Annotated in this window: 22 protein-coding genes; 9 read left to right on the top strand and 13 right to left on the bottom strand. The window is 66.5% G+C overall.

Annotated features, from left to right (window positions below):
• Positions 1-39 precede the first annotated feature (39 nt).
• Positions 40-1,494, bottom strand: a complete 1,455-nt coding sequence (guaB, locus tag KPL74_05610) for an IMP dehydrogenase (protein ID QWT21479.1) — start codon at positions 1,492-1,494, stop codon at positions 40-42.
• A 104-nt stretch (positions 1,495-1,598) separates the two neighbouring features.
• Positions 1,599-2,453: a bifunctional methylenetetrahydrofolate dehydrogenase/methenyltetrahydrofolate cyclohydrolase FolD gene (gene folD, locus KPL74_05605; protein QWT21478.1), complete on the bottom strand. Its 855-nt coding sequence runs from the start codon at positions 2,451-2,453 to the stop codon at positions 1,599-1,601.
• A gap of 49 nt (positions 2,454-2,502) precedes the next feature.
• On the opposite strand from folD, the gene KPL74_05600 reads away from it, so the two are divergent.
• Positions 2,503-3,057, top strand: a complete 555-nt coding sequence (locus KPL74_05600) for a GNAT family N-acetyltransferase (protein QWT21477.1) — start codon at positions 2,503-2,505, stop codon at positions 3,055-3,057.
• 40 nt (positions 3,058-3,097) lie between these two features.
• On the opposite strand, the gene moeB is transcribed toward KPL74_05600, so the two are convergent.
• The 8 genes from moeB to ndk all read right to left on the bottom strand — a co-directional run bounded on the left by moeB (position 3,098) and on the right by ndk (position 11,162).
• Positions 3,098-4,228 carry a molybdopterin-synthase adenylyltransferase MoeB gene (gene moeB / locus KPL74_05595; GenBank protein ID QWT21476.1) on the bottom strand — a complete coding sequence of 377 codons (1,131 nt, stop codon included), beginning with the start codon at positions 4,226-4,228 and terminating at the stop codon, positions 3,098-3,100.
• A gap of 133 nt (positions 4,229-4,361) precedes the next feature.
• Positions 4,362-5,771: a ribosome biogenesis GTPase Der gene (gene der / locus KPL74_05590; GenBank protein ID QWT21475.1), complete on the bottom strand. Its 1,410-nt coding sequence runs from the start codon at positions 5,769-5,771 to the stop codon at positions 4,362-4,364.
• A gap of 22 nt (positions 5,772-5,793) precedes the next feature.
• Entirely contained in the window at positions 5,794-6,990 is a 1,197-nt protein-coding gene (gene bamB, locus KPL74_05585) for an outer membrane protein assembly factor BamB (GenBank protein ID QWT21474.1), read from the bottom strand.
• Positions 6,987-7,637: a tetratricopeptide repeat protein gene (locus KPL74_05580; GenBank protein ID QWT21473.1), complete on the bottom strand. Its 651-nt coding sequence runs from the start codon at positions 7,635-7,637 to the stop codon at positions 6,987-6,989. Before KPL74_05580 ends, bamB begins: the two co-directional genes overlap by 4 nt.
• Before the next feature lie 139 nt (positions 7,638-7,776).
• Positions 7,777-8,742, bottom strand: a complete 966-nt coding sequence (locus tag KPL74_05575; GenBank protein QWT21472.1) for a DUF4115 domain-containing protein — start codon at positions 8,740-8,742, stop codon at positions 7,777-7,779.
• Between the two features lie 86 nt (positions 8,743-8,828).
• Positions 8,829-9,614, bottom strand: coding sequence for a type IV pilus biogenesis/stability protein PilW (pilW, locus tag KPL74_05570; GenBank protein QWT21471.1), 786 nt, complete (start codon positions 9,612-9,614; stop codon positions 8,829-8,831).
• Positions 9,604-10,728, bottom strand: coding sequence for a 23S rRNA (adenine(2503)-C(2))-methyltransferase RlmN (gene rlmN, locus KPL74_05565; GenBank protein ID QWT21470.1), 1,125 nt, complete (start codon positions 10,726-10,728; stop codon positions 9,604-9,606). Before rlmN ends, pilW begins: the two co-directional genes overlap by 11 nt.
• Positions 10,729-10,736: 8 nt before the next feature.
• Entirely contained in the window at positions 10,737-11,162 is a 426-nt protein-coding gene (gene ndk, locus KPL74_05560; GenBank protein ID QWT21469.1) for a nucleoside-diphosphate kinase, read from the bottom strand.
• A gap of 240 nt (positions 11,163-11,402) precedes the next feature.
• On the opposite strand from ndk, the gene KPL74_05555 reads away from it, so the two are divergent.
• The 4 genes from KPL74_05555 to KPL74_05540 all read left to right on the top strand — a co-directional run bounded on the left by KPL74_05555 (position 11,403) and on the right by KPL74_05540 (position 16,864).
• Complete coding sequence (locus KPL74_05555) at positions 11,403-12,065, top strand: TetR family transcriptional regulator (protein QWT21468.1); 663 nt, start codon at positions 11,403-11,405, stop codon at positions 12,063-12,065.
• Between the two features lie 37 nt (positions 12,066-12,102).
• A complete protein-coding gene (locus KPL74_05550; protein QWT21467.1) occupies positions 12,103-14,472 on the top strand; it encodes a 3-hydroxyacyl-CoA dehydrogenase/enoyl-CoA hydratase family protein in 2,370 nt (789 codons plus the stop codon).
• Between the two features lie 62 nt (positions 14,473-14,534).
• Positions 14,535-15,731 (top strand): acetyl-CoA C-acyltransferase, encoded by a 1,197-nt coding sequence (locus KPL74_05545; GenBank protein ID QWT22579.1) that lies wholly within the window; start codon positions 14,535-14,537, stop codon positions 15,729-15,731.
• Positions 15,732-15,937: 206 nt separating this feature from the next.
• Positions 15,938-16,864: an MBL fold metallo-hydrolase gene (locus tag KPL74_05540; protein ID QWT21466.1), complete on the top strand. Its 927-nt coding sequence runs from the start codon at positions 15,938-15,940 to the stop codon at positions 16,862-16,864.
• A 97-nt stretch (positions 16,865-16,961) separates the two neighbouring features.
• Here the strand turns inward: KPL74_05540 and KPL74_05535 are convergent, their stop codons facing one another.
• Entirely contained in the window at positions 16,962-18,239 is a 1,278-nt protein-coding gene (locus KPL74_05535) for an FAD-binding oxidoreductase (protein QWT21465.1), read from the bottom strand.
• A gap of 106 nt (positions 18,240-18,345) precedes the next feature.
• Between KPL74_05535 and KPL74_05530 the strand changes: the two genes are divergently transcribed.
• Positions 18,346-18,876 carry a 3-hydroxyanthranilate 3,4-dioxygenase gene (locus tag KPL74_05530; GenBank protein QWT21464.1) on the top strand — a complete coding sequence of 177 codons (531 nt, stop codon included), beginning with the start codon at positions 18,346-18,348 and terminating at the stop codon, positions 18,874-18,876.
• Between the two features lie 62 nt (positions 18,877-18,938).
• Here KPL74_05530 and KPL74_05525 read toward each other — a convergent pair whose 3' ends face one another.
• Positions 18,939-19,484: an NUDIX hydrolase gene (locus KPL74_05525; GenBank protein QWT21463.1), complete on the bottom strand. Its 546-nt coding sequence runs from the start codon at positions 19,482-19,484 to the stop codon at positions 18,939-18,941.
• A 148-nt stretch (positions 19,485-19,632) separates the two neighbouring features.
• Between KPL74_05525 and KPL74_05520 the strand changes: the two genes are divergently transcribed.
• From KPL74_05520 to KPL74_05510, 3 genes are all read left to right on the top strand, one after another.
• Positions 19,633-20,592 (top strand): hypothetical protein, encoded by a 960-nt coding sequence (locus tag KPL74_05520; GenBank protein ID QWT21462.1) that lies wholly within the window; start codon positions 19,633-19,635, stop codon positions 20,590-20,592.
• Positions 20,593-20,806: 214 nt separating this feature from the next.
• Positions 20,807-22,297 carry an amino acid permease gene (locus KPL74_05515; GenBank protein QWT21461.1) on the top strand — a complete coding sequence of 497 codons (1,491 nt, stop codon included), beginning with the start codon at positions 20,807-20,809 and terminating at the stop codon, positions 22,295-22,297.
• A gap of 88 nt (positions 22,298-22,385) precedes the next feature.
• Positions 22,386-23,825: an amino acid permease gene (locus tag KPL74_05510; protein ID QWT21460.1), complete on the top strand. Its 1,440-nt coding sequence runs from the start codon at positions 22,386-22,388 to the stop codon at positions 23,823-23,825.
• 456 nt (positions 23,826-24,281) lie between these two features.
• Here KPL74_05510 and KPL74_05505 read toward each other — a convergent pair whose 3' ends face one another.
• Positions 24,282-24,614, bottom strand: coding sequence for a high-potential iron-sulfur protein (locus tag KPL74_05505; GenBank protein QWT21459.1), 333 nt, complete (start codon positions 24,612-24,614; stop codon positions 24,282-24,284).
• Positions 24,615-25,528: the final 914 nt, after the last annotated feature.

Raw genomic sequence — 25,528 nt, 5'->3', positions numbered from 1 at the left:
CGGGCGTCCTGGGTCACCTGGAGCGAGCGCCTGGCGGCGTCAGTCCAGGCGGTAGTTCGGCGCTTCCTTCGTGATCTGGACATCGTGCGGGTGCGCTTCGCGCACGCCGGCACCGGTCACCTTCACGAACTGGGCCTTCTGGTGGATCTCTTCGATGTTGGCCGTGCCCATGTAGCCCATGGACGCGCGCAGGCCACCCATCAGCTGATGGATGATGTTGCGCATCTGGCCACGGTACGGGACGCGGCCTTCGATGCCTTCGGGCACCAGCTTGTCGGCGTCGGCTTCGTCCTGGAAGTAACGATCCTTCGAGCCCAGCTGCATCGCGCCGATCGAGCCCATGCCGCGATAGCTCTTGTACTGGCGGCCCTGGAACAGCTCGACTTCACCCGGCGACTCTTCGGTGCCGGCGAACATCGAGCCCAGCATCACCGAGGACGCACCCGCGGCCAGTGCCTTGGGGATGTCGCCGGAATAGCGGATGCCGCCGTCGGCGATCAGCGGGATCTCGCCCTTGAGGGCGGTGGCGACCAGGTCGATCGAGGTGATCTGCGGCACGCCGATGCCGGTGACGATGCGGGTGGTGCAGATGGAGCCCGGGCCCACGCCGACCTTCACGGCATCCACGCCGGCGTCGAGCAGCGCGCGGGCTGCCTCGCCGGTGACGATGTTGCCGGCGATGACCTGCACCTGCGGGTAGCGCTTCTTCACCCAGCCGGCGCGCTCGATGACGCCCTGCGAATGGCCGTGCGCCGTATCGACGACGATGACGTCCACGCCGGCGGCCACGAGGGCTTCGACACGCTGTTCGGTATCGCCACCGACGCCCACCGCGGCACCGACGACCAGGCGCTCGTGCGAGTCCTTGGCGGCGTAGGGGTTATCGCGGGCTTTCTGGATGTCCTTGACCGTGATCAGGCCGCGCAGCTGGAACGCGTCGTCGACGACGAGCACCTTCTCGATGCGGTTCTTGTGCAGCAGCTGGAGGACTTCGTCGTGCGAGGCGCCTTCCTTCACCGTGACCAGTCGCTCTTCGCGGGTCATGATGTTGCGCACCGGGTCGTCGTGCTTGCGCTCGAAGCGCGTGTCGCGGCCGGTGACGATGCCGACCAGGCGGCCACCGTCGACGACGGGCACGCCAGAGATGTTGTGGGCGCGGGTCAGTGCGATGACGTCGCCGATCGAGGTATCCGGACCGACCGTGATCGGGCTGCGGATGACGCCCGCTTCGAACTTCTTCACCAGGCGAACTTCTTCGGCCTGCTGTGCGGGCGTCAGGTTCTTGTGGATGATGCCGATGCCGCCGTTCTGGGCCATGGTGATGGCGAGGCGGGCTTCCGTCACGGTGTCCATGGCAGCGGACACGATCGGGATGTTCAGGCGAAGGCCGCGAGTGAACCGCGTCGAAGTATCCACATCACGCGGCAGAACCGTGGAGTGGCCGGGAACCAGAAACACGTCGTCGTAAGTGAGTGCCTCGGCAAGGATGCGCATAGCATTAGTCCCGCGAGTAAATCACGCCATTATACCCTGCAATGCAGCACAAGGGAATGTGTCAAACCCATCCGAAAACCAGAGCATGTTGTAGGGCGCCGCCCTCAGCCATCCAGCGCTTCCGCCGCCTCCAGCGTGTTCTCCATCAGGGTCGCCACGGTCATCGGCCCCACGCCACCCGGCACCGGCGTGATCCACGACGCCCGCGACGCGGCCGGCGCGAACTCCACGTCGCCAACCAGTCGCCCGTCCTCAAGCCGGTTGATGCCGACGTCGACCACGACCGCGCCTTCCTTCACCCACTCGCCCTTGACCAGGCCCGGCTTGCCGGCGGCGACCACGAGGATATCGGCCTGGCCGACGAAGGTATCTAGACCCTGCGTGAACTTATGGCAGCAAGTCACTGTACAACCAGCAATTAGAAGCTCCAGTGCGAGCGGACGACCGACATGATTGGACACGCCGACGATGACCGCATGGCGACCACGCACGGGGCGATCGGTATGGCCAAGTAGGGTCATCACACCCTTGGGCGTGCACGGGCGCAGGCCAAACCGGCGCAAGGCCAGCCGACCGACGTTCACCGCCTGGAAGCCGTCGACGTCCTTGCGCGCGTCGATGCGATCGACCAGCGCGTCTTCATCGATATGGTGCGGCAACGGCGACTGCACGAGGATGCCGTGCACCGCAGGGTCGGCATTCAACTCGTCGATCAGGGCGAACAGATCCTCCTGCGAGGTTTCCGCAGGCAGGTCATAAGCGAAGGATTCAAAGCCCACCTGCTGGCAGGCGCGGCGCTTGTTCTTGACGTACACGGCCGACGCCGGATCCTCGCCCACCAGCACGACGGCCAGGCCCGGCTTGCGGTGCCCTTCGCCGACGCGTTTCGCAACGCGGCGACCGATGTGCTCCAGCAGTTCGTGGGCGATGCGCTTGCCGTCGAGGATGCGTGCCGTCATGGAAAGTTCGCCTGCGAAAAGCGGTGCATTATCCGTGATTTAATGGGCAATGACCATTGATACCGTGCCCTACCCGCGCGACCTGACCGATGGCGTCGTACGCCTGCGAGCGTATCGCGACGACGACGCCGAAGCACTGGCCGAGGCCGTCCGCGAATCGGTTGCCACCGCCGGCCCGTGGCTGGAGTGGTGCACCGCCGATTACGACGTCGCCACGGCACAGGACTGGATCCGTCTGTGCAAACAGGCGTGGCTGCTGGGGGATGGCTTCGAGATGATCATCGTCGACGCCGAGACGGACCGGTTCCTCGGCGGCATGGGCATCAACCAGCGCCATCGCCAGCATCGCTTCGCGAACCTCGGCTATTGGGTGCGTGAGTCGGCGCAGCGTCGGGGGCTGACCACCCGCGCGGGGAAGCTGGCGCTGGGGTTCGCCTTCGATGTGATTGGGGAGACGCGGATCGAGATCGTTGCCGCGCATGACAACTGGGCGAGTCGGAAGGCGGCGGAGCGTATTGGAGGCAGGTTCGAAGGTTTGTTGCGTAATCGGTTGATAATTAATGGATCGCCTATTGATGCGGCGATGTATTCTGTTGTTCCGTGAGGTGGTTCGTTAGTCCGTGGGTTCGCGCGCAGGCGCGCTCCTACAGGGGTATCGCAATGCTGCCGCAGCCGGGGCATGCGGGGTCGCGGCGTAGGGTGAACTCGCGGAAGTGCATGGCGAGCGCGTCGTAGGCCACCAGGCGACCGACCAGCGGCTCGCCGATGCCGAGCACGAGCTTCAGCGCTTCCGTGGCCTGGACCATGCCGAGCAGGCCGGGCAGCACGCCGAGCACGCCCGCCTCGGCGCAGTTCGGCGCATCCCCGGCCGACGGCGGCTCGGGATACAGGCAGCGATAGCACGGCGAGTCCTCGCGGCGCGGGTCGAACACGCTGGCCTGGCCGCTGAAGCGCTCGATCGCCGCGTAGACCATCGGGATGCCGAGCCGCCGGGTGGCGGCGGCGATCAGGTAGCGTGCGGGGAAATTGTCGGCGCCATCGACGACGACATCGTGGCCTGCGAGCAGCGCCTCGACGTTGCCGGCCACCAGGCGCTCGGCCACGACATCGACCCGCGTACGCGGGTTCAGAGCCGCCATGGCGAGCCGGGCGGATTCGGTCTTGGCGAGGCCGACCCGGGCGTCGGCGTGGACGACCTGGCGATGCAGGTTGGACCGCTCGACATGGTCGTCGTCGACGACGGTCAGATGCCCGACGCCAGCCGCCGCGAGGTAGAGCAACACGGGCGAGCCGAGGCCGCCGGCCCCGATGACGCAGATCCGCGCGGCGGCAAGGCGGGCCTGGCCGGCTTCGCCAACCTGCGGGAGCAATACCTGCCGGGCGTAGCGCTCGGCCGCGTCCGCATCGAGCTGGCCTTCCGTCATGGGCAGGCCCTCGGCCCGCCACGCGGCCATGCCGCCCGTCACGGACACCACGCGCCGGTAACCCATCGCATGGAGCGTGCCTGCCGCCAGCAGCGAACGCACGCCACTGCCGCAGATCACGGCGATCTCGCGGTCGTGGTCGGGCTCGAGGGTGTCGATGCGTAGTTCGAGGAAGCCGCGGGACAGGCCCGTGGCACCGGCCGCCATGCCGCCGGCACGTTCGTTGTCCTCGCGGACGTCGAGCAACAGGGCGCCGGCGCGCTGCCGTGCGAGCGCATCGGCGGGTGTCACTTCGCGGGTACGGGAGCGCGATGCGGCGAGCAGGCTGTCGCGGTCGGTGGGAGTGGGCATGCGGGCGACTCCTGGATCCGGCGCGGGCGGGTTGCCTTGCGCGCTCGAGCATCGCGCGCTGGGGCATCGTCCGCCAGAGCATCGTGCGCTGGGGCGTTGTCCGCCAGAGCATCGCGCGGGCGCGCTCCTACAGTTACTTTTCGCGGCGCTTGGCGTTGCGGATCATGCGCTGGCGCTTGCGGGCCTGGCCGGCGGTAAGCACGTTCTTCTTGCCGGCGAACGGGTTTTCGCCGTCGCGGAAGTCGATGCGGACCGGCGTGCCTTCCAGCTTGTAGCGCTTGCGGAAGAAGTTTTCCAGATAGCGCCGATACGCCGGGGCGATGTGCTTCGTGCGGCTGCCGTGGATGATGATGGTCGGCGGGTTGTGGCCGCCCGGATGCGCGTAGCGCAGCTTCGGGGCATGGCCACGCACCAGCGGCGGTTGGTAAGCCTCGTAGGCCTGCTCCACCGCACGGGTCAGGTCGTTCGACGTCATGACCTTGGTCGCGGCCGCATGGGCCCGCACCACGGCGCGCATCAGCTCGCGCATGCCGGTGCCGTGCAGCGCGGAAATGAACACCGTCTTGGCCCAGTCGGCGAACTGCAGGCGGCGCTCGAGCGCCTTGACCGTCTGGTCGCGGTCGTACGCGTCCATCCCGTCCCACTTGTTCACCGCCACGACCAGCGCACGGCCTTCTTCGATCACGTGGCCGATCAGCGTAAGGTCCTGGTCTGCCAGGTTCTCCCGCGCATCGATCATGATCACCGTAACCTGCGCCGCAGAAATAGACTGCAACGTCTTGATAACGCTGAACTTCTCTAGCGCCTCTTCCACGCGCGCCTTGCGTCGCACGCCAGCCGTGTCGATCAGCGTGAAGCGCTTGCCGTCGCGATCCAGGGTCACCCGGATCGGATCGCGCGTGGTGCCCGCCAAGTCGGAAACGATCAGGCGTTCTTCGCCAAGCAGGCGATTGATCAGGGTCGACTTGCCGGCATTCGGACGGCCGACGATGGCCACGCGAATGCCCTGCTCCGCCAGCGGGATGCGCCCTTCTTCGTCGGCATCTTCGTCCGGCGGCAGGTGCGGCATGATGTGGAGGATGAGCTTGTCCACGCCACGATTGTGGGCTGCGGACATCGGCAGCGTTTCCGCCACGCCGAAGCGGGCGAACTCGCCCATGGCGGACGGCTCGTCGACGCCGTCGGTCTTGTTGACCGCGACGATGACGGGCTTACCGCTACGACGGAGTTCGCCGAGGATGCTGGCGTCGAGGGGGAGGATGCCGTCACGGGCATCCACCACGAAGACGAGCAGGTTCGCTTCGCCGATCGCGAGGCGAACCTGCTTTGCGGTCAACCCCTCGATACCCTCGTCGCTACCCGACAGGCCACCGGTGTCCACGACCACGAACGGCCGCTCGCCGACATGGCAAACGCCATAGTGGCGATCACGGGTGACACCGGGCATATCGGCGACAAGGGCATCCCTGCTACGCGTCAGCGCATTGAATAGGGTCGACTTACCGACGTTGGGGCGGCCGACCAGGGCGATGACAGGCAACATGGGGGAAACAGCAATCCTTCAATTAATGGGCGACGCGGTACGCGCCGACGTGGCCTTCCACGTCTTCAACGTACACGGTGTCACCGGAAACAACCGGCTGGGCGCGAATCGCCTTCTTGGAGAGACGCTCCCGGGCGACGATCTTGCCGTCGACACCGTTCAGCCAGTGGACGTGGCCGTCGAGGTCGCCGAGGACGACGTAATCACCCTGCGCGGCCGGAGCCGTGACCCAGCGCCACTTCAGCGCATCCTGCTTCCAGATATTGGCGCCACTGCTCTTGTCGAAGGCGAACACCTGCGAGGTGTCGTCCGCGCCGTACAGCGAGTTGCCGTGGATATCCAGCGAGGTAAAGGTGGAGAACGCATGGTTCCACAGCGGGCGACCGCTGGGACCGTCGAACGCCGCGAGCTGGCCATGGTAGGCGCCGCCGTAAAGCGTGGTGCCGTCCAGGGTGATCGCGCCGTCGGCGTCGTTGAGGCGATCGATTTCGGTGCGGCCTTCGCCGCTGGCGAGGGTCTGTTCCCAGAGCTTCTCGCCGTTGTCCAGGCGCACCGCGGCCAGCTTGCCGGCATCGGTACCCATGAACACCACGCCGTTGGCGACCAGCAGGCGGCCGTTGCCGCGCAGGCTGAGCAGCGGGACCTGCGACTGGTCGTACACCCAGCGGCGTTCGCCGCTCTTGGCGTCGAGGCCATAGACGCGGCCGTCGTTGCAGCGAACCACGACCAGGTCGCCGACGATCACCGGCGCCGTGACGACTTCCGACGACACTTCGGCCGCCCAGCGGCGCTCGCCGTCCTTCGCATTCATCGCATACACGTGGCCATCGAGCGTGCCGACGGCGAGCAGGTCACCGCCTACGCCGGGACCACCCGAGAAACGGGCGTCTTCGCGCTTGGCATCGCCCCAGCCGAACCAGCCGTGCTGGCGGGTGCTCTTGGACCACAGCGTCTTGCCGCTGTTGGCGTCGAAGGCGCGGATCTTGCCGTCGGTGCTTGCCGCATAGACCACGCCATCGGCCACGGCCGGACGCATGCGGATACCCGATTCAGCGGCGCCGTCAACGACGCTGGACTTCCACAGGCGCTCGACCTTGACGGTCGGCTCGAACTTCTTGTCGAGCGGAGTCGGCGGCTCGACGTTTTCTTTCTTGAACGAGTGGCAGCCGGCCACGGCGGCCAGCGATGAAGTCAAAGCAATTGCCCAGAAACGTTTCATGCACCCTGCTTCCCGGCCACGGCCAGATCATCGAGTTTGGTTTGAACCACACCGCGTTGCGGTGCGCTGTCGCCCATGGCGGCGATCGCTGCCTCGTAGGCCTTGCGAGCGTCGTCCTGGCGTCCCAGCTTGACCAGAACATCGCCACGGAGTTCCTGCGCAGTGGCGTTAAACGCCTTGCCCTGCAGCGCGTCGATCGCGCTCAGTGCATCCTGCGGCTTGCCCTGGGCGTATTTCAGCTGCGCAACGCGCAAGCCGACCAGGGCCTTGAGAGTGTCGTCCTTCGCATGGGACTGCGCCCATTCGAGGTCGCCGGCGGCCTTGTCGAACTGGCCGGCCAGGACATTGCGCTGCGCGCGTTCGCTCGCTGCGAACACGGCCCACGCCGTATCGGCGTAGTCCTTCATCAGGCTGTCGGTGCGGACGTCGCTCTCGGTCGCCTTGTTGGTGGCATTCGCGGCCTGCAGCGAGGAATAGACACCCGCAGCTTCCTGCTCATGCCCGGCGCGGTGCGATTTCCACTGCTGCCAGCCGAAGATGAGGACCAGGCCAAGGGCAATGCCGACGGCGATGGAAACGCCATTGTTGCGGAGCCACTGCTGGACGCGCTCGCCCTGTTCGTAGTCGTCGTAAATGTCGAATGCCATGCAATCACCCACTGCGCACCAGGCGCAGCAAACCTTGGAAAGAACGGGCCCGCGTCGGCCATCGGGGACGGCCGGCGAGGATCAATAGGTAAGGATACCCGAAAAGCGCCGCAAGGCGGCGCACCGGGCTGGCCGCGCGTCAGTAAGCGACGGGTGCGGCCTTGCCATCGCGCACGTCGACGCGGAAGCGGGCGACGTTGGCACGGCGGAAGCTTTCGATCGCGACCGGCTGGCCGTCGACGGTCGCCTGCGCGCCACCTGCGTTGCCGATGCGAACGTCCAGCGGGCTGTCGCTGTGATATGACTTCTGCGTGCCGGCGGGAAGGATGCCGTACTCCAGGCGCTGGCCCGTGGCATCGGTGACTTCGACCCAGCTGGCGGCCGGAAGACTCAGGGTGAGGTCATGCCCGCCCTGGCCGGTGCCGGTGCTGGCCGGGGCCACGGGACTGGTGGCCAGCGGCGCCTTCGCTGCGCTGTGGTCCAGCGGCGGGAACATCGCCATGGACGCGAGCACGGGCTGCTGGTCTTCGGCACGCTGCTCGGCCGGCGCGGTGGCCTGCGGCTGGGCAGCCGCCACGGCCGTCGCGCTGGTCGAGGACGAAGCAGGGGCATCCTGCTGGGCCACCGGGGCGGCATCCAGCGGCGCGAGCCGCGGCATGTCGCGATCCAGCGTGCCACGCACGCCCAGCCACACCATCGGCACCACGATGATCGCGGTCAGCACCACATAGGTGGCCGCGGTGACGTAGCGCTCGAGCAGGTAGCGCGAATGGGAAACGCCACCGGTGACCACCAGGGTCGGCTGGCGCGGGGTCAGGCGGGCGAGTTCGGCCTGGATGGCTTCTTCGTCCACGCCGACATGGCGGCCGTACTTGGTCAGGTAACCGCTGAGATAAACCTGATAATCGATGCCGCCGTACTCGCCGGCCTCGAGCTGGCGCAGCAGGCGCACCGGCAGGCGCAGGGCCTGTCCACAGGCCTCGACGCTATAGCCACGGGCTTCGCGCGCTGCGCGCAGGCGGGAACCGAACTGCGCCTGGCCAGGCACGTGGTCGATCAGGACGCGACCGCCATCGGCGGCCTGGGAATCAGTCTGCGGGTCCATGGCGTCCTCCCTGTTCTGAGGCTCGATGCCGGCGAACAGGTCTTGTTCGCGCCCGTCCCGACCGTTGGAATTCGACGATACAGAGGTCATTGACGTGCAGTGGCTTCGAGGGCATGCGCGGGTTCCGAATCCGGGAACTTTTCACGCAGGCGTTTGGCATATTCCTGGGCAACCTCCCCGTTGCCCAGACGGAGCTCGATATCGCGACCGAGCTTCAACGAATCCGGACTTACCGCTCCCAGCGCGTCGAAACGCTGTAGAAAGGCCCTTGCCCGGAAAGCATCGTTCTTAAGGTACAACACGTTTGCCATCTGAAACAGGGCATCCGCATTATTCGGGTTGCGCTCGATCGCCTGGCGCAGGTAACCCTCGGCACCGTCGTAGTCCTGGGCCTTCACAGCACAGGTACCCGCGTTGGAAAGGGCGACGTCCGGCGTGGCGTAGAACGGGTCGGCCAGGGCGCGATCGAAGTAAGGCTTCGCTTCGGCCGACTTGCCCTGCTGGCAAAGGAACACGGCGAGGTTGTTGTTCGCATCGCCCTTCTTCGGGTCGATCGCGATGGCCTTGCGATAGTTGAGCTCCGCGTTGGCCGGATCCTTGATGCGCTCGTACAGCACCGCAAGCACCGTGCGTGCCGGCGCATAGTTGGGGTCGGACTGGACCGCCTTGTTCAGCTTCTCCATGGCGCCTTCCAGGTTGCCCTGCTCCATGTAGCGACGGCCGAGCTCGGTGTGCACTTCCGCGCTGTGACGGGCTTCGTCGGCCTTGGTGTCCTGCTTAAGCCGGGCACCGGGCGCATCCGTCCCCGTCGTCACGCAGCCAGCGCACGCCAGGGCGAGCACCGCCAACATCCCCCACCGCTCAAGCCGCATTCACTACCCCTTCCTCGAGTTTCTTGCGGAACTCCGCCTGCCGACGGGTGCGGTCGACCACCTGGCCCTTGAGCTGGCCGCAGGCTGCGTCGATATCGTCACCGCGGGTGCGACGAAGCATGGTAAGTACGCCGGCGCTCAGGAGCTGGGTCTGGAACGCACGGATTTCCTCCGGCTCCGAGCGCTCGAAGCGCGTGCCGGGGAACGGATTGAACGGAATCAGGTTGACCTTGTTCGGCCCCGGCAGGCGGCGCATGAACTTGATCAGCTGGCGCGCGTGCTCGGGACGGTCGTTCACACCCTTCATGAGGGTGTACTCAAACGTGATGTGCGTACGCGGCGCGCGGCGGATGTAGCGCTCGCAGGCGGCGGCCAGTTCGGCCAGGTTGTAACGCTTGTTCAGCGGCACCAGCTCGGTGCGCAGCTCGTCGTTGGCGGCGTGCAGCGACACGGCCAGCGACACGTCGCTCTCGGCCGACAGGCGGTCGATCATCGGCACGAGGCCGGCGGTGGACAGCGTGACGCGCTTGCTGGCCAGGCCGAAGCCGAGGTCGTCGCGCATCAGGCTCATCGCCTTCACGACGTTGTCGAAGTTCAGCAGCGGCTCGCCCATGCCCATCATCACCACGTTGGTGATGCGGCGCTGCTGGTGCGTGACGTTGCCGAGGAATTTGGCCGCGACCCACATCTGGCCGATGATTTCGGCCGTGGACAGGTTGCGGGAGAAGCCCTGGGTCGCCGTCGAGCAGAACTGGCAGTTCAGCGCGCAGCCCACCTGCGACGACACGCAAAGCGTGCCGCGGGTCGGCTCCGGGATGTAAACCGTCTCGATGGCGTTGCCGCTCTCCATGCCAAGCAGCCACTTGTGGGTGCCGTCCACCGCGCCCTTTTCGAACACGGTAGACGGTGGCCCGACATAGCAGGTGGCAGTGAGCTTTTCGCGAAGCGCCTTGCCGACATCGGTCATGTTCTCGAACTTGTCTTCGAGACGGTGGTAGATCCACTTCATGACCTGGTCCGCACGATACGGCTTCTCGCCCAGGCTGGCGAAGAAATCGCGCAGGCCCTGGCGATCGAAGTCGAGCAGGTTGACCTTGTCGGCAGGCGTATTCACGGCAATTCTCAGTGCGAAACGACTTCCGAGTCGTTGAAGAAGTACTTGATCTCGTTCGTGGCGTTCTCGAGCGAATCCGAACCGTGCACAGCGTTCGCGTCGATCGATTCGGCGAAGTCGGCGCGGATGGTACCGGCCGCGGCTTCCTTGGGGTTGGTGGCGCCCATCAGGTCACGGTTCTTGAGGACCGCGCCTTCGCCTTCCAGCGCCTGGATCATCACCGGGCCGGAGATCATGAACTCGACCAGGGCGCCGAAGAACGGACGCTCCTTGTGGACGGCGTAGAAGCCTTCGGCCTCTTCGCGGGTCAGCTGCTTCATCTTGGCGGCGACGATCTTGAGGCCGGCCTTTTCAAAACGGGCCAGGATTTCACCGATGACGTTCTTCTTGACGGCGTCGGGCTTGATGATCGAAAGGGTGCGCTCCAGCGCCATACGGGTGCTCCGGGAAAGGATGGAAGAAACGGATCATGCCGGGGCCCGCAGGAGCGCCCGGTGAAAGTCTGGGGGCAAAGCCGTCAGGAATGACTGACTTAGCTCACGAATTCTTGACGGATTCTAGCTCATCCGCAAGTCGATTGCAGGGTTGTGCGGCGCACATTGACCACCAAATCGGGGCAGGCGTATTCTCAAACGATCGTTTGATTCAAACTGACCCAGCCGGAGTGGCCCGCCATGACCCCTGCCCCCTACGCCTCTCGTGAGCGCAGTACGAAGGAACGGATCCTTGGCGCCGCGGAGGCCCTGTTCGCCACCCACGGCTTCGCGGGCGCATCCCTCCGCCAGGTGACCGCCGCGGCCCGGGTCAACCTCGCGGCGGTGAACTACCACTTCGGCTCGAAGGACAAGCTCATCGAGGAAGTGTTCCGGCGCCGTCTGGACGAGCTGAACAGCCGTCGCCTGGCCGCCCTGCACCGGCTGGCCGGCAAGGACGGCACCACCCTCGAGGATGTCCTCGACGCCTACATCCGCCCGGCACTGGACCTGTCCCGGACCGACGGTGGCGGCGCCGCCTTCGTCCGCGTGCTGGCCCGCGCCTACGCCGAACACAACGAGACCCTGCGCCGGTTCCTGTCGGAGAACTACGGCCACATCCTGCGCCAGTTCGCCACCGAGTTCGGCCGGTTGTTGCCCGGCCTGGCCAAGGAAGACATCTACTGGCGCCTGGACATCGTCACCGGCGCCCTGACTTACGCGATGGCCGACTTCGGCATCATCCAGCGCAAGAGCGACGTCGCCGAGCGCGACCACCGCGAGACCGCCGCCGAGCACCTGATCCGCTTCGCCGCGGCCGGCATGCGCCACCCATCCGTTTCGAACGCCCCGGCCAGCCGCTGAGCTGGCCGGGACGACTTTTTGCACCCTGGAGATCACCATGACCGCAACACCGCTACGCATTCGCAAGGCCGCGGTACTCGGCGCCGGCGTCATGGGCGCGCAGATTGCCGCGCACCTGACGAACGCCAACGTGGAAACCGTGCTGTTCGACCTTCCCGCAAAGGAAGGTCCCAAGAGCGGCATCGCGCTGAAGGCCATCGCGAACCTGGCCAAGCTCTCGCCGGCACCGCTGGCTGAGAAGTCGCTGGGCGCCGCGATCATCCCGGCGAACTACGAAGACGACCTGGCCCAGCTGGCCGACGTCGACCTGGTGATCGAAGCCATCGCCGAACGGATGGACTGGAAGCTGGACCTGTACCAGAAGATCGCCCCGCACGTGTCGAAGACCGCCGTGCTGGCCAGCAACACCTCGGGCCTGTCGATCAACGGCCTGGCCGAAGCGCTGCCCGAAGAGATGCGCCACCGCTTCACCGGCGTGCACTTCTTCAACCCGCCGCGTTACATGCACCTGGTCGAGCTGATCCCGACCCGGCTCACCGACAGGAACGTGCTTGACGGCCTCGAAGCGTTCCTGACCACCACCCTGGGCAAGGGCGTGGTCTACGCCAAGGACACCCCCAACTTCATCGGTAACCGCATCGGCGTGTTCTCGATGCTGTCGACGATGTTCCACACCGAGAAATTCGGCCTGGGCTTCGACACCGTGGATGCGCTGACCGGCCCGGCCATCGGCCGCCCGAAGAGCGCCACCTTCCGCACCGCCGACGTGGTCGGCCTCGACACCCTGGCGCACGTGGTCAAGACCATGGGCGACACGCTGCCGGACGATCCGTGGCATCAGTATTTCCAGCCGCCGGCATGGCTCAAGGGCCTGATCGACAAGGGCGCGCTGGGCCAGAAGACCGGCGCCGGCTTCTACCGCAAGGCGGGCAAGGACATCGTGGTGCTCGACCTGCAGAAGCAGGACTACCGCCCGTCCGAGGGCAAGCCCTCCGACGAGGTCGCCGCCATCCTCGCGATCAAGGATCCGTCCGAGAAGTTCGCGAAGCTGCGCGCCTCGTCCGATCCGCAGGCGCAGTTCCTGTGGGCCGTGTTCCGCGACCTGTTCCACTACACCGCCTTCCATCTGGCCGACATCGCCGAGACGGCGCGTGACGTCGACTTCGCCATCCGCTGGGGCTACGGCTGGAAGCTCGGCCCGTTCGAGCTGTGGCAGGCCGCTGGCTGGCAGCAGGTCGCCGGCTGGATCGCCGAGGACATCGCCGCCGGCAAGACCATGAGCAGCGCCCCGCTGCCGGCATGGGTGACCGACGGCCGCACCGGCGTGCACGGCAAGGCGGGTTCGTACTCGGCCAGCGCCAACGCCGAGAAGCCGCGTTCCACCCACCCGGTGTATGCGCGCCAGGCCTTCCCCGACCCGATCCTCGGCGAGAAATTCGACCAGGGCACGACGGTTTGGGAAAACGATGGCGTGCGCCTGTGGACCACCGGCGACGACATCGGCGTGATCTCGTTCAAGACCAAGATGAATACGGTCAACGACCACGTGCTCAACGGCGTGCAGCATGCGATCGGCCTGGCCGAGCAGCAGTTCCGCGGCGTGGTGCTGTGGCAGGCGTCCGAGCCGTTCTCGGCCGGTGCCGACCTCAAGGGTGCGCTGGGCCTGCTGCAGGCCGGCAAGCTGGCCGAGTTCGAAGCCATGGTGGCGAACTTCCAGGCGACCAGCATGCGCATCAAGCATTCGCTGGTCCCGGTGGTCGCCGCCGTCCGCGGCCTCGCCCTCGGTGGCGGCTGCGAATTCCAGATGCATTCGGCGCGCACCGTCGCGGCGCTGGAAAGCTACATTGGCCTGGTCGAAGCTGGCGTCGGCCTGCTTCCCGCGGGCGGTGGCCTGAAGGAGCTGGCCGTGCGCGCCGCGCAGGCCAACCCGGAAGACCCGTTCGAATACCTCAAGAAGGTGTTCGAGACCGTCGCCATGGCCAAGGTGTCGACCAGCGCGCTCGAGGCCAAGACCCTTGGCCTGCTGCGCAAGGAAGACATCGTGGTGTTCAACGCCTACGAGCTGCTGCACGTGGCCAAGGCCCAGGTGGTGGCGATGGCCGAGTCGGGCTACCGCCCGCCGATGCCGGCGCGTGCCATCCCGGCCGCGGGCGATACCAGCACGGCGACGTTCCGCGCGTCGCTGGCCAACCTTGCCGAGGGCTACTTCGCCTCGCCGCACGACATCGAGATCGCCAGCCGCATCGCCGACACGCTGTCGGGCGGCCGCATCGAACGTGGTTCGCCGGTCGACGAAGAGTGGCTGCTCTCCCTCGAGCGCAAGCATTTCGTCGAGCTCGCCCAGACCGAAAAGACCCAGGCCCGCATCGCCCACACGATGACGACGGGCAAGCCGCTGCGTAACTGACGCGCCTCGCGCTCTTACCCAACGACCTGCCCACTTAAAGGAACGATCCCATGAGCAAGCAAGTGCAAGACGCCTACATCGTCGCCGCCACCCGCACCCCGGTTGGCAAGGCGCCGCGTGGCGTGTTCCGCAATACCCGTCCCGACGACCTGCTCGCCCACGTCATCCGTGCGGTGATGGAGCAGGCCCCGGGCATCGACCCGGCCCTGATCGCCGACGCGATCATCGGCTGCGCCATGCCGGAGGCCGAGCAAGGCATGAACGTGGCACGCATCGGCGTGCTGCTGGCCGGCCTGCCGGAGCAGGTGCCCGGCGTCACCATCAACCGCTTCTGCTCGTCGGGCGTGCAGGCCATCGCCATGGCCGCCGACCGCATCCGCCTGGGCGAAGCCGACCTGATGCTGGCCGGCGGCACCGAGTCGATGAGCATGGTGCCGATGATGGGCCACAAGGTGGCGATGAACCCGGCCATCTTCGAGAACGACGAAAACCGCGCGATCGCCTTCGGCATGGGCATCACCGCCGAGAAGGTGGCCGAGCGCTGGAAGGTCAGCCGCGAGGACCAGGATGCGTTCGCCCTGCAGTCGCACCAGCGCGCACTGGCGGCCATCCAGGCCGGCGAGTTCAAGGACGAGATCACCCCGTTCCAGCTCGACGACCGCTACCCGGACCTGAAGAACCGCACGGTGAAGGAAGACCGCCGGATCATCTCGATCGACGAAGGCCCGCGTGCCGATACCTCGCTCGACGTGCTCGGCAAGTTGCGCCCGGTGTTCCGCAACGGCCAGTTCGGCGGCTCGGTCACCGCGGGCAACTCCTCGCAGATGTCCGATGGCGCGGGTGCCCTGTTGCTGGCTTCGGAGAAGGCAATCAAGGATTACGGCCTGACCCCGCTGGCCCGCTTCGTTGGCTTCTCGGTGGCCGGCGTGGCGCCGGACATCATGGGCATCGGCCCGAAGGAAGCGATTCCGAAGGCGCTCAAGCAGACCGGCATCACCCAGGACCAGCTGGACTGGATCGAGCTCAACGAAGCGTTCGCCGCCCAGGCCCTGGCCGTGATTCGTGACCTCGGCCTGGATCCGTCGAAGGTGAACCCGCTGGGCGGCGCCATCGCCCTCGGCCACCCGCTCGGCGCCACCGGCGCCGTGCGTGCCGCCACGCTGATCCACGGCCTGCGCCGTCGCAAGCAGAAGTACGGCATGGTCACCATGTGCATCGGCACCGGCATGGGCGCCGCCGGCATCTTCGAAGCCCTCTAACGCCAAACCCCATGTAGGAGCGCGCCTGCGCGCGATGGGAATTTACTGCGCGCCAGCTATTTTCTGCCGCGCGAGGTATTTCCTAAATAGCGACAAGTTTTTCGCGATGGACCACCACAGTCTGGCCATCCATCGCAAAAACCTGTCGCGCGCAGGCGCGCTCCTACACATGCGCTGACTACCCGGATGGCGATACGCTCATGTCCATGCACGGCATCCATACCATCGATACCGGTTTCGGCCGCCCGTCCTTCGACGCCGCCTACCTGGTGGTGGAACGCGGTCGCGGTGCCCTGGTCGACAGCGGGACGACGCATTCCCTGCCCCGCTTCCTCGACGCCATCGACGCCGCCGGCCTGCGCCCCGCGGACATCGACTGGCTGATCCTCACCCATGTCCACCTCGATCACGCCGGCGGCGCGGGCGAGCTGATGAAACACCTGCCGAACGCCATGCTCGCGGTGCACCCGCGCGGCGCCCGGCACATGATCGACCCGTCGGCGCTCATCGCCGGCGCCACCACCGTGTATGGTGAAGACATCGTGCGCCGCGACTACGGCACGATCGTGCCCGTGGCCCGGGATCGCGTGATCGAGGCATCCGATGGCTTCGTCGTCGATCTCGCCGGCCGTGCGCTGCTCTGCCTGGACACGCCCGGCCATGCGCGGCACCACATCGCCATCCACGACGAACGCGCCAACGCGTTCTTCACCGGCGACATCTTTGGCCTGTCGTATCGCGAATTCGACACGGCGAACGGCCCGTTCATCGTCCCGACGACCTCACCCGTGCAGTTTGATCCGGACGAGGCGCATGCGTCGATCGAGCGGATGATGCGCTACGAGCCGGAGGCGATGTACCTCACCCATTACGATCGCGTGGGCGACGTCAAACGCCTGGCGAACGACCTGCACGAACAGATCGACGCGATGGTCGCGATCGCCCGCCGGCATGCCACCGATCCCGATCGCAAGGCCCGCGTCGCCACGGCATTCGGCGAACTCTACGCCAGCCGCGCCAGGCAACACGGCGTCGCGCTGTCGCCCGACGAGATCCTCAAGCTACTCAAGGTCGACATCCGCCTGAACGCCGACGGCGTCCTCATCTGGCTCGACAAAGCCACCACCCTGTAGGAGCGCGCCCGCGCGCGACCCACCCGCCCCAACCTCCCCGTATAACTCACCCGTCCAACCACCCACCCCATCGCCCACCCCATCTCCCGCCCCACCCTCACCCCTCCAACCGCCCCTTCATCCAGTCCCCCAACTCAAACTTCCAATACGTCCCCTGCGCCGCCAGGTACCCGAACGGCCGATGCACCGGCTCCAACCCAAACGCCGCATACGCCGGAACGGCTTTCTCCCCCGACGCAATCGCATCCGCCAGCGTCTCGCCCGCCGCACACGTCGGCGCCAGGCCATGTCCGCCGAATGCCTGCGCATACCAGAGCCCGTTCCCATGCGTCCCCACCTGGGGCATCTCATGCCGCGCGTAACTCATCAGGCCTGACCAGGCGTGCTCGATCTTCACCCCTTTCAGCGACGGGAACACCCGTGCAAGATCGCGCGACAACAGGTGCTGCACCGCGCGCGGGCTGCGATCACGCACGGAGATCCGCCCACCCCAGAGCAGGCGGGTGTCCTGCAAGGGACGGTAATAATCGAAGGCGAAACGGGTGTCGTAAACGGCCGCACGGGTGCGCAGGCACTCCGCCAGGCGCGGACCCAGCGGCTCGGTGACCATGACGTACGTGGCGATGGGCAGCACCGCGCGATCGATCGCCCGATCCAGGCCGGCGAGGTAACCGCCACAGGCCAGGACGATATCGGCGGCCTCGATCTCGGCATCGCCGACCCGTACGATCCAGCGCGAACCGCGCCGCTCCAGCATGCGCACCCGCGACCCTTCGTGGATGGTGACGCCCGCGCCTTCCGCCGCCGTGGCCAGGCCGCGTGCATAGGCCAGCGGATCGATGTGTAGCGCGTTCCGTTCGTACAGGCCATCGTGGTAGCGCGGGCTGCGCACGAACTCGTGCATCGCGTCCGCTGGAATCCACTGCCACTCGCTGCCGTAGGTCTCGGCCAGCAACTGCTGTCGGTCGCGCAGGATGCGCGCATCGCGGAACCAGTTCGCCCAGACCACGCCGGCGTCGACCATGTCGCAATCGATCGCCAGTGCCGTGATGCGCTGGCGGATGAGGTTTACCGCAGCGACGGTGCGGGCATACAGGTCACGCGCTCGCGCTTCGCCCAGCCGGGCTAGCAGCGCCCGCTCGCCGAGGGAGTAGCCGGCAAAGACAAAGCCGCCATTGCGTCCCGACGCACCGAAACCGATCGTTTGCGCCTCGAGCAGGACAACGTCACGGACGCCGCGTGCGGCCAGGCCCAGCGCGGTGTTCAGGCCCGCGAAGCCACCGCCGACGATGACGACGGCGGCCTCTCGCTTTCCTCGCGGCGGCGGCGGCCGGGGCGCAGGCGCGGGTTGGCGGGCGTGGTACCACGACGCCATGCGGGGCATTCCTCTGGGCAGGACCGTCGTTGTACGCCACGCGGCGTCCGGCCGGAAGTACCCGCCGGGAGTATGATCGGCCCATCCATTCATGAAGCGACGCCGCATGAGCCTCACGCCTCCCATCGACCTGCAGCGCTGGATCGACGACAACCGCGCCCTGCTCAAGCCACCGGTCGGCAACAAGTGCATCGTGGACGGCGACTTCATCGTCATGATCGTGGGCGGCCCGAACGCACGCACGGACTACCACTACGACGAAGGCCCGGAATTCTTCTACCAGCTCGAAGGCGAGATGGTGCTCAAGGTCCAGGACGACGGCGTGGCGCGCGACATCCCGATCCGCGCTGGCCAGATGTTCTACCTGCCGGCGCGGGTTCCGCACTCGCCGCAGCGCATGCCGGCGTCCGTGGGCCTGGTGGTGGAACGCCGTCGCCTCGCGGGCGAACGCGATGGCCTGATGTGGTTCTGCGGGAACTGCAACACGAAGCTGTTCGAGCGTTACTTCGAGCTGCAGAGCATCGAGACGGACTTCCCGCCCGTATTCGACACCTTCTACCGGTCGGAGGCGGCGCGGACCTGCCCGAACTGCGGCACCGTGCACCCTGCGCCGGCGCGCTACAGCGAGACCGCGTAGGACTCGTCGACGGCCACGTGTTGCCCCGCGGGCGCCTTACCATTGGCGCCCGCCTCGCGGACTCATCCGCGATCCAGCCACTTCGTCGCCATCCGCCGCAACGACGCGTCAGCGTCCTCGTCGCCGGCAATCTCGCTGACCTGGCGCCAGGCGAGGCCCAGCGACTCTTCGTTCGCTTCGAAGGCTTCCGATCCGCCGGCCACGACCACGTAGCGCACGTCGTAGTGCCAGTGGGCCGGCTCGCTGCCGCGCGACGGGATCTGGTGGCGGTCTACGTCGAAGATGGCAGGCAGCACGGTGAGATCGCGCAAGCCGGTTTCCTCCCCTGCCTCGCGTAGGGCTACGCCGGCAAGATCGGCGTCGCCATCGGCATGGCCACCCGGCTGCAGCCAGCGCTGCAGCTTGCGGTGGTGCATCAACAGCACGCGCTCGCCATCCGCGCTGACCAGCCACGCCGATCCGGTGAAGTGTCCGTCCAGCGTCTCGCGATGGAACGGGCGCGCCTCGGTGTCGAGCCACGCGCGGCAATGCGCGATATCGCTCTCGCCAGGGTGGCGGGCCGCATAGGCATCGAAAGCGGCGGCGAGGGACGAGTGCAACGCAGGCATCAGGGAATTCCTCAGGGAGACACGCCATTTTCGCACGTCATTTTAAGACAAGTCCGATATTCGGATCCGCGTTGTGCTGCCTAGCATGAGGACGTGCGCAAGGAGCGTACCGACCCCGCAGCACGGCTGCCCCAGGCAAGGAACCGCGATGACACCATCCCTCGTCCGTTACGCCACCCCTCTGGCTGCGCTGCTGCCTGCGCTGGCCAGTGCCGATCCGGCACGAGACGTGCCGAACTTCACCGGCCCACTCGCGACCCCAGCGGTGAACACGCTCCCGCAGGGCGTCCTGAACATCGAGCCATACCTTATCCATACCAATGCGCGCGGCAGTTACGACAACGCGCGGTCGCGACACGGCGACCGCTGGACGACCCGCCAGTGGCAGGTCGCCCTGCCGATGGCCTACGGGCTGTCCGACACCACCAATGTGCAGCTCACGCTCAACGCCATGCGCACGAGCACGCGTAGCGGGCACACCGACGGCCTGCGCATGGGTGACAGCGCCGTCCGCCTACAGCAGCGACTGAGCGGACCGGGTGACCAGGGCACGGCGTGGGTCAGCGCCGTTTCCGTCACGCAGCGCATCCCGACCGGGGACTACCACCACCTCGGCGCCAATCCCCTGAACGGCACCGGCAACGGTACCGCGCGGACGACGCTGTCCGTCGGTGCGCAGAAGCTGCAGTGGCTGGCCAACGACCACGCGCTGCGCTGGCGTGGCCAGCTGGCCTGGGGGCCATCGCCTGGACGCGTCTCGGTGCGCGGTCGCAGCGTCTATGGGACGGAGCAAGGGTTTCGTGGCACGGCGCGGCCGGGACAGGCGTGGAATTCCTCGCTCGCGGCGGAGTACGTGCTCGACAGCCGCTGGGTGCTGGTGGGCGAAGCTATCTGGAATCACCTGGGCAGCACCGCGATGCGCGGCGTCACGTACGGCCGCGTACGCGCCTGGCGGTCGCGGCCCAGTTCGGATCTCAGTCTCGCGCCCGCCGTGGAATACCACGTCGGGCCAAGCCTCGGCCTCATCGCCGGCGTGCAGTTCACCGTCGCAGGGCGCAACGCGACCAGCTACGTGGCGCCGCAGGTCGCCGTAAACATGGTGCTTTGACGCATCGCCACCGTTCCACGCACAACCGCCGTAAGTCATGGTGACATCGGCCACTCCCCATGCAAGGCATTGGCGCGCCTCGCATCGCAGCTTGTACGGTCCTGCCCCGCTGGGCTATGGTGCCGTGCCGACTCATCCGGGGAGCGGCGTGCCATCGTGGTGACCACGGCGGTCTCAAAAAAATAAAGAGCATTTCCGCCTGTAGGGGAGACACATGTTCAAACAACTTTTCGCGACGCATCCCATCGAGGCCGCGCCGCACGTCGATGCTGGCGAACATATCGACACTGGCGCGCATGGCAACGGCCAGCTCAAGCGCGTCCTTACCGCACGCCACCTGATCCTCCTCGGCATTGGTGCCGTCATCGGTGCCGGTATCTTCGTCATCACCGGCCAGGCCGCTGCGTTGCACGCGGGTCCGGCGCTGGTCATCAGCTTCATCATCGCGGGCTTCGCCTGCGCCCTGGCAGGCCTGTGCTACGCCGAATTCGCGGCGATGCTTCCGGTCTCGGGCAGCGCCTACTCCTATTCCTATGCCACCCTCGGCGAATACGTCGCCTGGTTCGTCGGCTGGAACCTGGTGCTCGAATACCTGTTCGCCGCGGCGACCGTCGCCGCGGGCTGGTCGGGTTACTTCAACGAATTACTCGGCCTGATCGGCGGCATGGTCGGCAGCGACATCACGCTCCCGGCCGCCCTCGCCTCGGCGCCGTTCCAGTTCGTCGAAGGCCACATCCAGGCCACCGGCACCTTCATCAACCTGCCGGCCGTGGTGATCATCGCGGCGCTGTCGGGCCTGTGCTACGTCGGCATCACGCAGTCGGCGTTCGTCAATTCGATCATCGTGGCGATCAAGGTCACCGTGATCCTGCTGTTCCTGGCCTTCGCCATCAAGGTGGTGAACCCGGCCAACTGGCACCCGTTCATCCCGCCGAACGAAGGTGAAGGCACGTTTGGCTGGAGCGGCATCTTCCGCGCCGCCACCATCGTCTTCTTCTCCTACGTCGGCTTCGATGCGGTCTCGACCGCGGCCGGCGAAGCGAAGAATCCGCAGCGCGACATGCCGATCGGCATCCTCGGCTCGCTGGCGATCTGCACGATCCTCTACATCGCCGTCGCCCTGGTCCTGACCGGCATCGCGCCGTTCCGCATCCTCAATACGCCGGAACCGGTCGCCACCGCCCTTGGCCTCTACCCGCAGCTGTCCTGGCTGAAGGCGATCGTCGTCCTCGGCGCGATCACCGGCCTGTCGTCGGTCATCCTGGTCATGCTGATGGGCCTGCCGCGCATCTTCTTCTCGATGGCACGCGACGGCCTGCTGCCGCCCGCCATGGCGAAGGTGCATCCGAAGTTCAGCACGCCGCACGTCGGCACCGTCATCGTCGGCGTCGCCGCTGCCGCCATGGCTGGCCTGTTCCCGGTCAGCGTGCTGGGCGAGCTGGTCTCGATGGGAACCCTGCTGGCCTTCGCTACCGTGTGCATCGGCATCCTGATCCTGCGTTACACCCGTCCGGACCTGAAGCGCAGCTTCCGCGTGCCGATGGTGTGGCCGATCTCGATCGTCGGCGCCCTGGCCTGCATCTACCTGTTCTGGCAGGCGTTCGAGGAGCACTGGCGCCTGATGCTCGGCTGGATCGTCATCGGTCAGCTGATCTACTTCGGCTACGGCTTCGCGCACAGCAAGCTGCGCAAGTCCGGCACCTGATCCAACGCGCCCAGGAGGCCGGCGGTGTTCCGCCGGCCTCTGCCGTTTTACGGCTATCCTCCTTTCGTCACCGTCATACGAGCCCTCCATGCTCAAGCAGTTACTCGCCAAGAAAACCGCGCACGCCGATCCCGACGACTCCCACGGCCCGGCCCTGCGCCGAACGCTGGGGCCGTGGGGCCTGACCGCGCTCGGCATCGGCGCAGTCATCGGCGGCGGTATCTTCGTGATTACCGGCGTGGCCGCGGCTGAGCACGCGGGGCCGGCGATCATCCTGTCCTTCATCCTCGCCGCGATCTGCAGCGTATTCACGGCGCTTTGCTACGCGGAATTCGCGTCGCTGGTGCCGGTGTCGGGCAGTGCGTACTCCTACGCATACGCCACCCTCGGCGAAGGCGCTGCGTGGTTCATCGGCTGGAACCTGATCCTCGAGTACGGCGTGTCCGCTTCCGCGGTTGCCGTGAGCTGGACCGGCTACTTCGTCAGCCTGCTCGACCATGTCGGCATCCACATCCCGCCCGCGCTCACCAATGCGCCGGTCGATTTCATCGACGGCCACCTGGTCACGACGGGCGCCCTGCTGAACCTGCCTGCCGTCGGCATCGTGCTTGCGCTGACGTGGCTCTGCTACGTGGGCATCAAGGAATCGACCGGCCTGAACATGGCGATGGTCGTGCTGAAAGTCGCGCTCATCATCGTGGTGATCGTGGTCGGCGCAAGCCACATCGATACGGCCAACTGGCACCCGTTCATCCCCGAAAACCAGGGCGGCGACAAGTACGGCTGGTCGGGCGTGATGCGCGGTGCCTCGCTGGTGTTCTTCGCTTACATCGGCTTCGAGGCCACCTCCACGGCCGCCCAGGAATCGAAGAATCCCCAGCGCGACATGCCGATCGGTACGCTCGCATCGCTCGGCGTCTGCACGGTGCTCTACATCGCCATGGCGGCAGTGCTGACCGGCCTGGTGCCGTTCTCGGAACTGGGTACCGCCGAGCCCGTCGTCACCGCCATTCGCCAGCATCCCGAACTGAACTGGCTGCGTGGCCTGGTCGAGATCGGCGCGCTCATCGGCCTGTCGTCGGTGGTGCTGGTCATGATCATCGCGCAGCCGCGTATCTTCATGATCATGGGCCGTGACGGCTTGCTCCCGAAAGTGTTTACGACGATCCATCCGAAGTACCGCACGCCGCATCTCAACACGGTGATCACCGGTGTTGGCATCGCTGCACTCGCCGCGGTGTTCCCGCTGAACCTGCTCGGCGATCTCACCTCGATGGGTACGCTCGTCGCATTCTGCGCCGTGTGCATCGGCGTGCTGATCCTGCGTCGCACCGCAGCCGATGCACCGCGCACGTTCCGTGTGCCGTTCGCGCCGGTGACGTGCACGCTCGGTGTGCTGAGCTGCATCGCATTGTTGTATTCGCTCGGCTTGCGCAACTGGGTTTTGCTCGGCGTCTGGACGCTGCTCGGCGTGATCGTCTACTTCGCTTACAGCTTCCGTCACAGCCGCATCCGCCGCCCGGAATAAGGCGCCGCGGACGCCCTTACAGGGGCTTCTTACATCGCCTTAACGTTATGCGTTAAGTTTATGTTTTTGCGACGAAATGCGCAAAAATACGCCTGTCATTTAACTGCCATTGGCCGGTCGCGCCCCGAGGGGAGTATGATCCCGGTTCCGTGGGTAAATCACTTGGCAGTGGGCCCCGGATTGCCGCCCTGCGCGTCAGGCGGGTCAGCTCCTCGGCCTGGCGCGCTAGGGCTGCATTTTGTGTAGCGATGAAAAAAAGGCCAGCCTCGCGGCTGGCCTTTGTGTTTCCGGGGTTCGGCTGGCTGGCTAATCGCTACCGGCGGCTTTGCTGGCTGACATCGCTGGCGACGGGACCGGCTGGCTCCTGGCGCTTGACCAGGGCTGGCTGCCCGACTGGCTGGCTCGTTGGCTGGCTTTAACCCGAAACCCTTGTCGCAACGATCTGTGAGACCGAACTCAGGCGACGTGGGCGTGCGATACGCACCAGCCCTTCGCGGCGACGGCCTTGCCCGGGAACAGCTGGCACGGACCCCAGGCGCCACCGGCCTTGCCCTGGTAGAAGCTGCAGTCGGCGCAGAAATCGTTCGGCGACTTACGACCCTGTCCCTTGGTGCCGTCTTCGACGTACTTCAGCGCCGAAGCCGTCGGGTCCGACGGCAGCAGATGCGGAAGATCCTGCGCCTGTCCCACGCGCGGCAGGCCTCCCAGCACCGTCGCAGCCGCTACGGACCCTGCTGCCACCTTCAGAAAACGGCGACGCCCCTCAACCTTCCCATCGTTCTGCGACATGCCATGACCTTCGTTCAAAACGGATGCCGACATCCTACGCAAAACCAGAATCCGGAATAATTCGCATTAACCGACGCACGATTGAACGCGGCGCGGTGGCCCACCTTTGCGCGGCGCTCGGGCGTGGTCGCAGGACAGCCCTCGGTGCCTACCCTCGCTGCTCAGACAGCGTTCTGGCGTGCGATAGGAGGGGCTGCTCCGCAGCCCATCTTCTTATTGGCCTACGGCCGCGCACCGGGTGCCGGGCGGCGGTTTCTGACTCGACTCCTGTCTCGGCAGAAACGGCCGGCCATCGTGGCCGGCCCCCTGCGGGCTTCTTCCGCCCGCCACCCTCGCCGCCACGAACTCGCCTCGAGGGTAGGCACCGAGGGCTCTCCTTAACCTTGCCGCGAACTGGGTTGAACGGCCGGCACCAACGACCGCTGACGCCACGGCTCTGGTAGGAGCGCGCCTGCGCGCGAACCCTCAGCATGGCGTCGGGCGAATGAGGCCATGCATTGATGCAGGCAAGTGATTCACCCGACGACATCGTGGTTCGTGGGTCATGGAAACGAGGAAGCCTGCGTATGTCTTCGACGTGGTTTGAAGGCGCCCAGGCGGTTTCGGTGAATCAGGTTGCTGCATCGCCGCGCTGTTGGCTGTTCGCGCGCAGGCGCGCTCCTACACGAGCCGCCGCCGCGAGGCCGGCTGTCCAACCAGCTCGCGACACGGATGAGGAGAGCCCTCGGTGCCTACCCTCGAGGCGAGTTCCGCACAAGCGAGCGGCCGCAGGCCAATAAGTACACGGGCCGCGGCTGCGGCCAACCTTGTCGAGCGCGGAGGACCTGTCTGAGCAGCGAGGGTAGGCACCGAGGGCTGTCCTGCGACCACGCCAGAGCGCCGCGCGGCCGGCCATCGCGCACAGGTGCGCCCCA

This window comes from Bacillus sp. NP157, from assembly GCA_018889975.1.
Lineage (GTDB): Bacteria > Pseudomonadota > Gammaproteobacteria > Xanthomonadales > Rhodanobacteraceae > Luteibacter.
This window is presented reverse-complemented; position numbering and strand designations above follow the sequence as displayed.

Coding starts and splice junctions, on each gene's coding strand:
- guaB (QWT21479.1), bottom strand. CDS start 1,494: ATGCGCATCCTTGCCGAGGCACTCACTTACGACGACGTGTTTCTGGTT.
- folD (QWT21478.1), bottom strand. CDS start 2,453: ATGACGGCACGCATCCTCGACGGCAAGCGCATCGCCCACGAACTGCTG.
- KPL74_05600 (QWT21477.1), top strand. CDS start 2,503: ATGACCATTGATACCGTGCCCTACCCGCGCGACCTGACCGATGGCGTC.
- moeB (QWT21476.1), bottom strand. CDS start 4,228: ATGCCCACTCCCACCGACCGCGACAGCCTGCTCGCCGCATCGCGCTCC.
- der (QWT21475.1), bottom strand. CDS start 5,771: ATGTTGCCTGTCATCGCCCTGGTCGGCCGCCCCAACGTCGGTAAGTCG.
- bamB (QWT21474.1), bottom strand. CDS start 6,990: ATGAAACGTTTCTGGGCAATTGCTTTGACTTCATCGCTGGCCGCCGTG.
- KPL74_05580 (QWT21473.1), bottom strand. CDS start 7,637: ATGGCATTCGACATTTACGACGACTACGAACAGGGCGAGCGCGTCCAG.
- KPL74_05575 (QWT21472.1), bottom strand. CDS start 8,742: ATGGACCCGCAGACTGATTCCCAGGCCGCCGATGGCGGTCGCGTCCTG.
- pilW (QWT21471.1), bottom strand. CDS start 9,614: ATGCGGCTTGAGCGGTGGGGGATGTTGGCGGTGCTCGCCCTGGCGTGC.
- ndk (QWT21469.1), bottom strand. CDS start 11,162: ATGGCGCTGGAGCGCACCCTTTCGATCATCAAGCCCGACGCCGTCAAG.
- KPL74_05555 (QWT21468.1), top strand. CDS start 11,403: ATGACCCCTGCCCCCTACGCCTCTCGTGAGCGCAGTACGAAGGAACGG.
- KPL74_05550 (QWT21467.1), top strand. CDS start 12,103: ATGACCGCAACACCGCTACGCATTCGCAAGGCCGCGGTACTCGGCGCC.
- KPL74_05540 (QWT21466.1), top strand. CDS start 15,938: ATGCACGGCATCCATACCATCGATACCGGTTTCGGCCGCCCGTCCTTC.
- KPL74_05535 (QWT21465.1), bottom strand. CDS start 18,239: ATGGCGTCGTGGTACCACGCCCGCCAACCCGCGCCTGCGCCCCGGCCG.
- KPL74_05530 (QWT21464.1), top strand. CDS start 18,346: ATGAGCCTCACGCCTCCCATCGACCTGCAGCGCTGGATCGACGACAAC.
- KPL74_05525 (QWT21463.1), bottom strand. CDS start 19,484: ATGCCTGCGTTGCACTCGTCCCTCGCCGCCGCTTTCGATGCCTATGCG.
- KPL74_05520 (QWT21462.1), top strand. CDS start 19,633: ATGACACCATCCCTCGTCCGTTACGCCACCCCTCTGGCTGCGCTGCTG.
- KPL74_05515 (QWT21461.1), top strand. CDS start 20,807: ATGTTCAAACAACTTTTCGCGACGCATCCCATCGAGGCCGCGCCGCAC.
- KPL74_05510 (QWT21460.1), top strand. CDS start 22,386: ATGCTCAAGCAGTTACTCGCCAAGAAAACCGCGCACGCCGATCCCGAC.
- KPL74_05505 (QWT21459.1), bottom strand. CDS start 24,614: ATGTCGCAGAACGATGGGAAGGTTGAGGGGCGTCGCCGTTTTCTGAAG.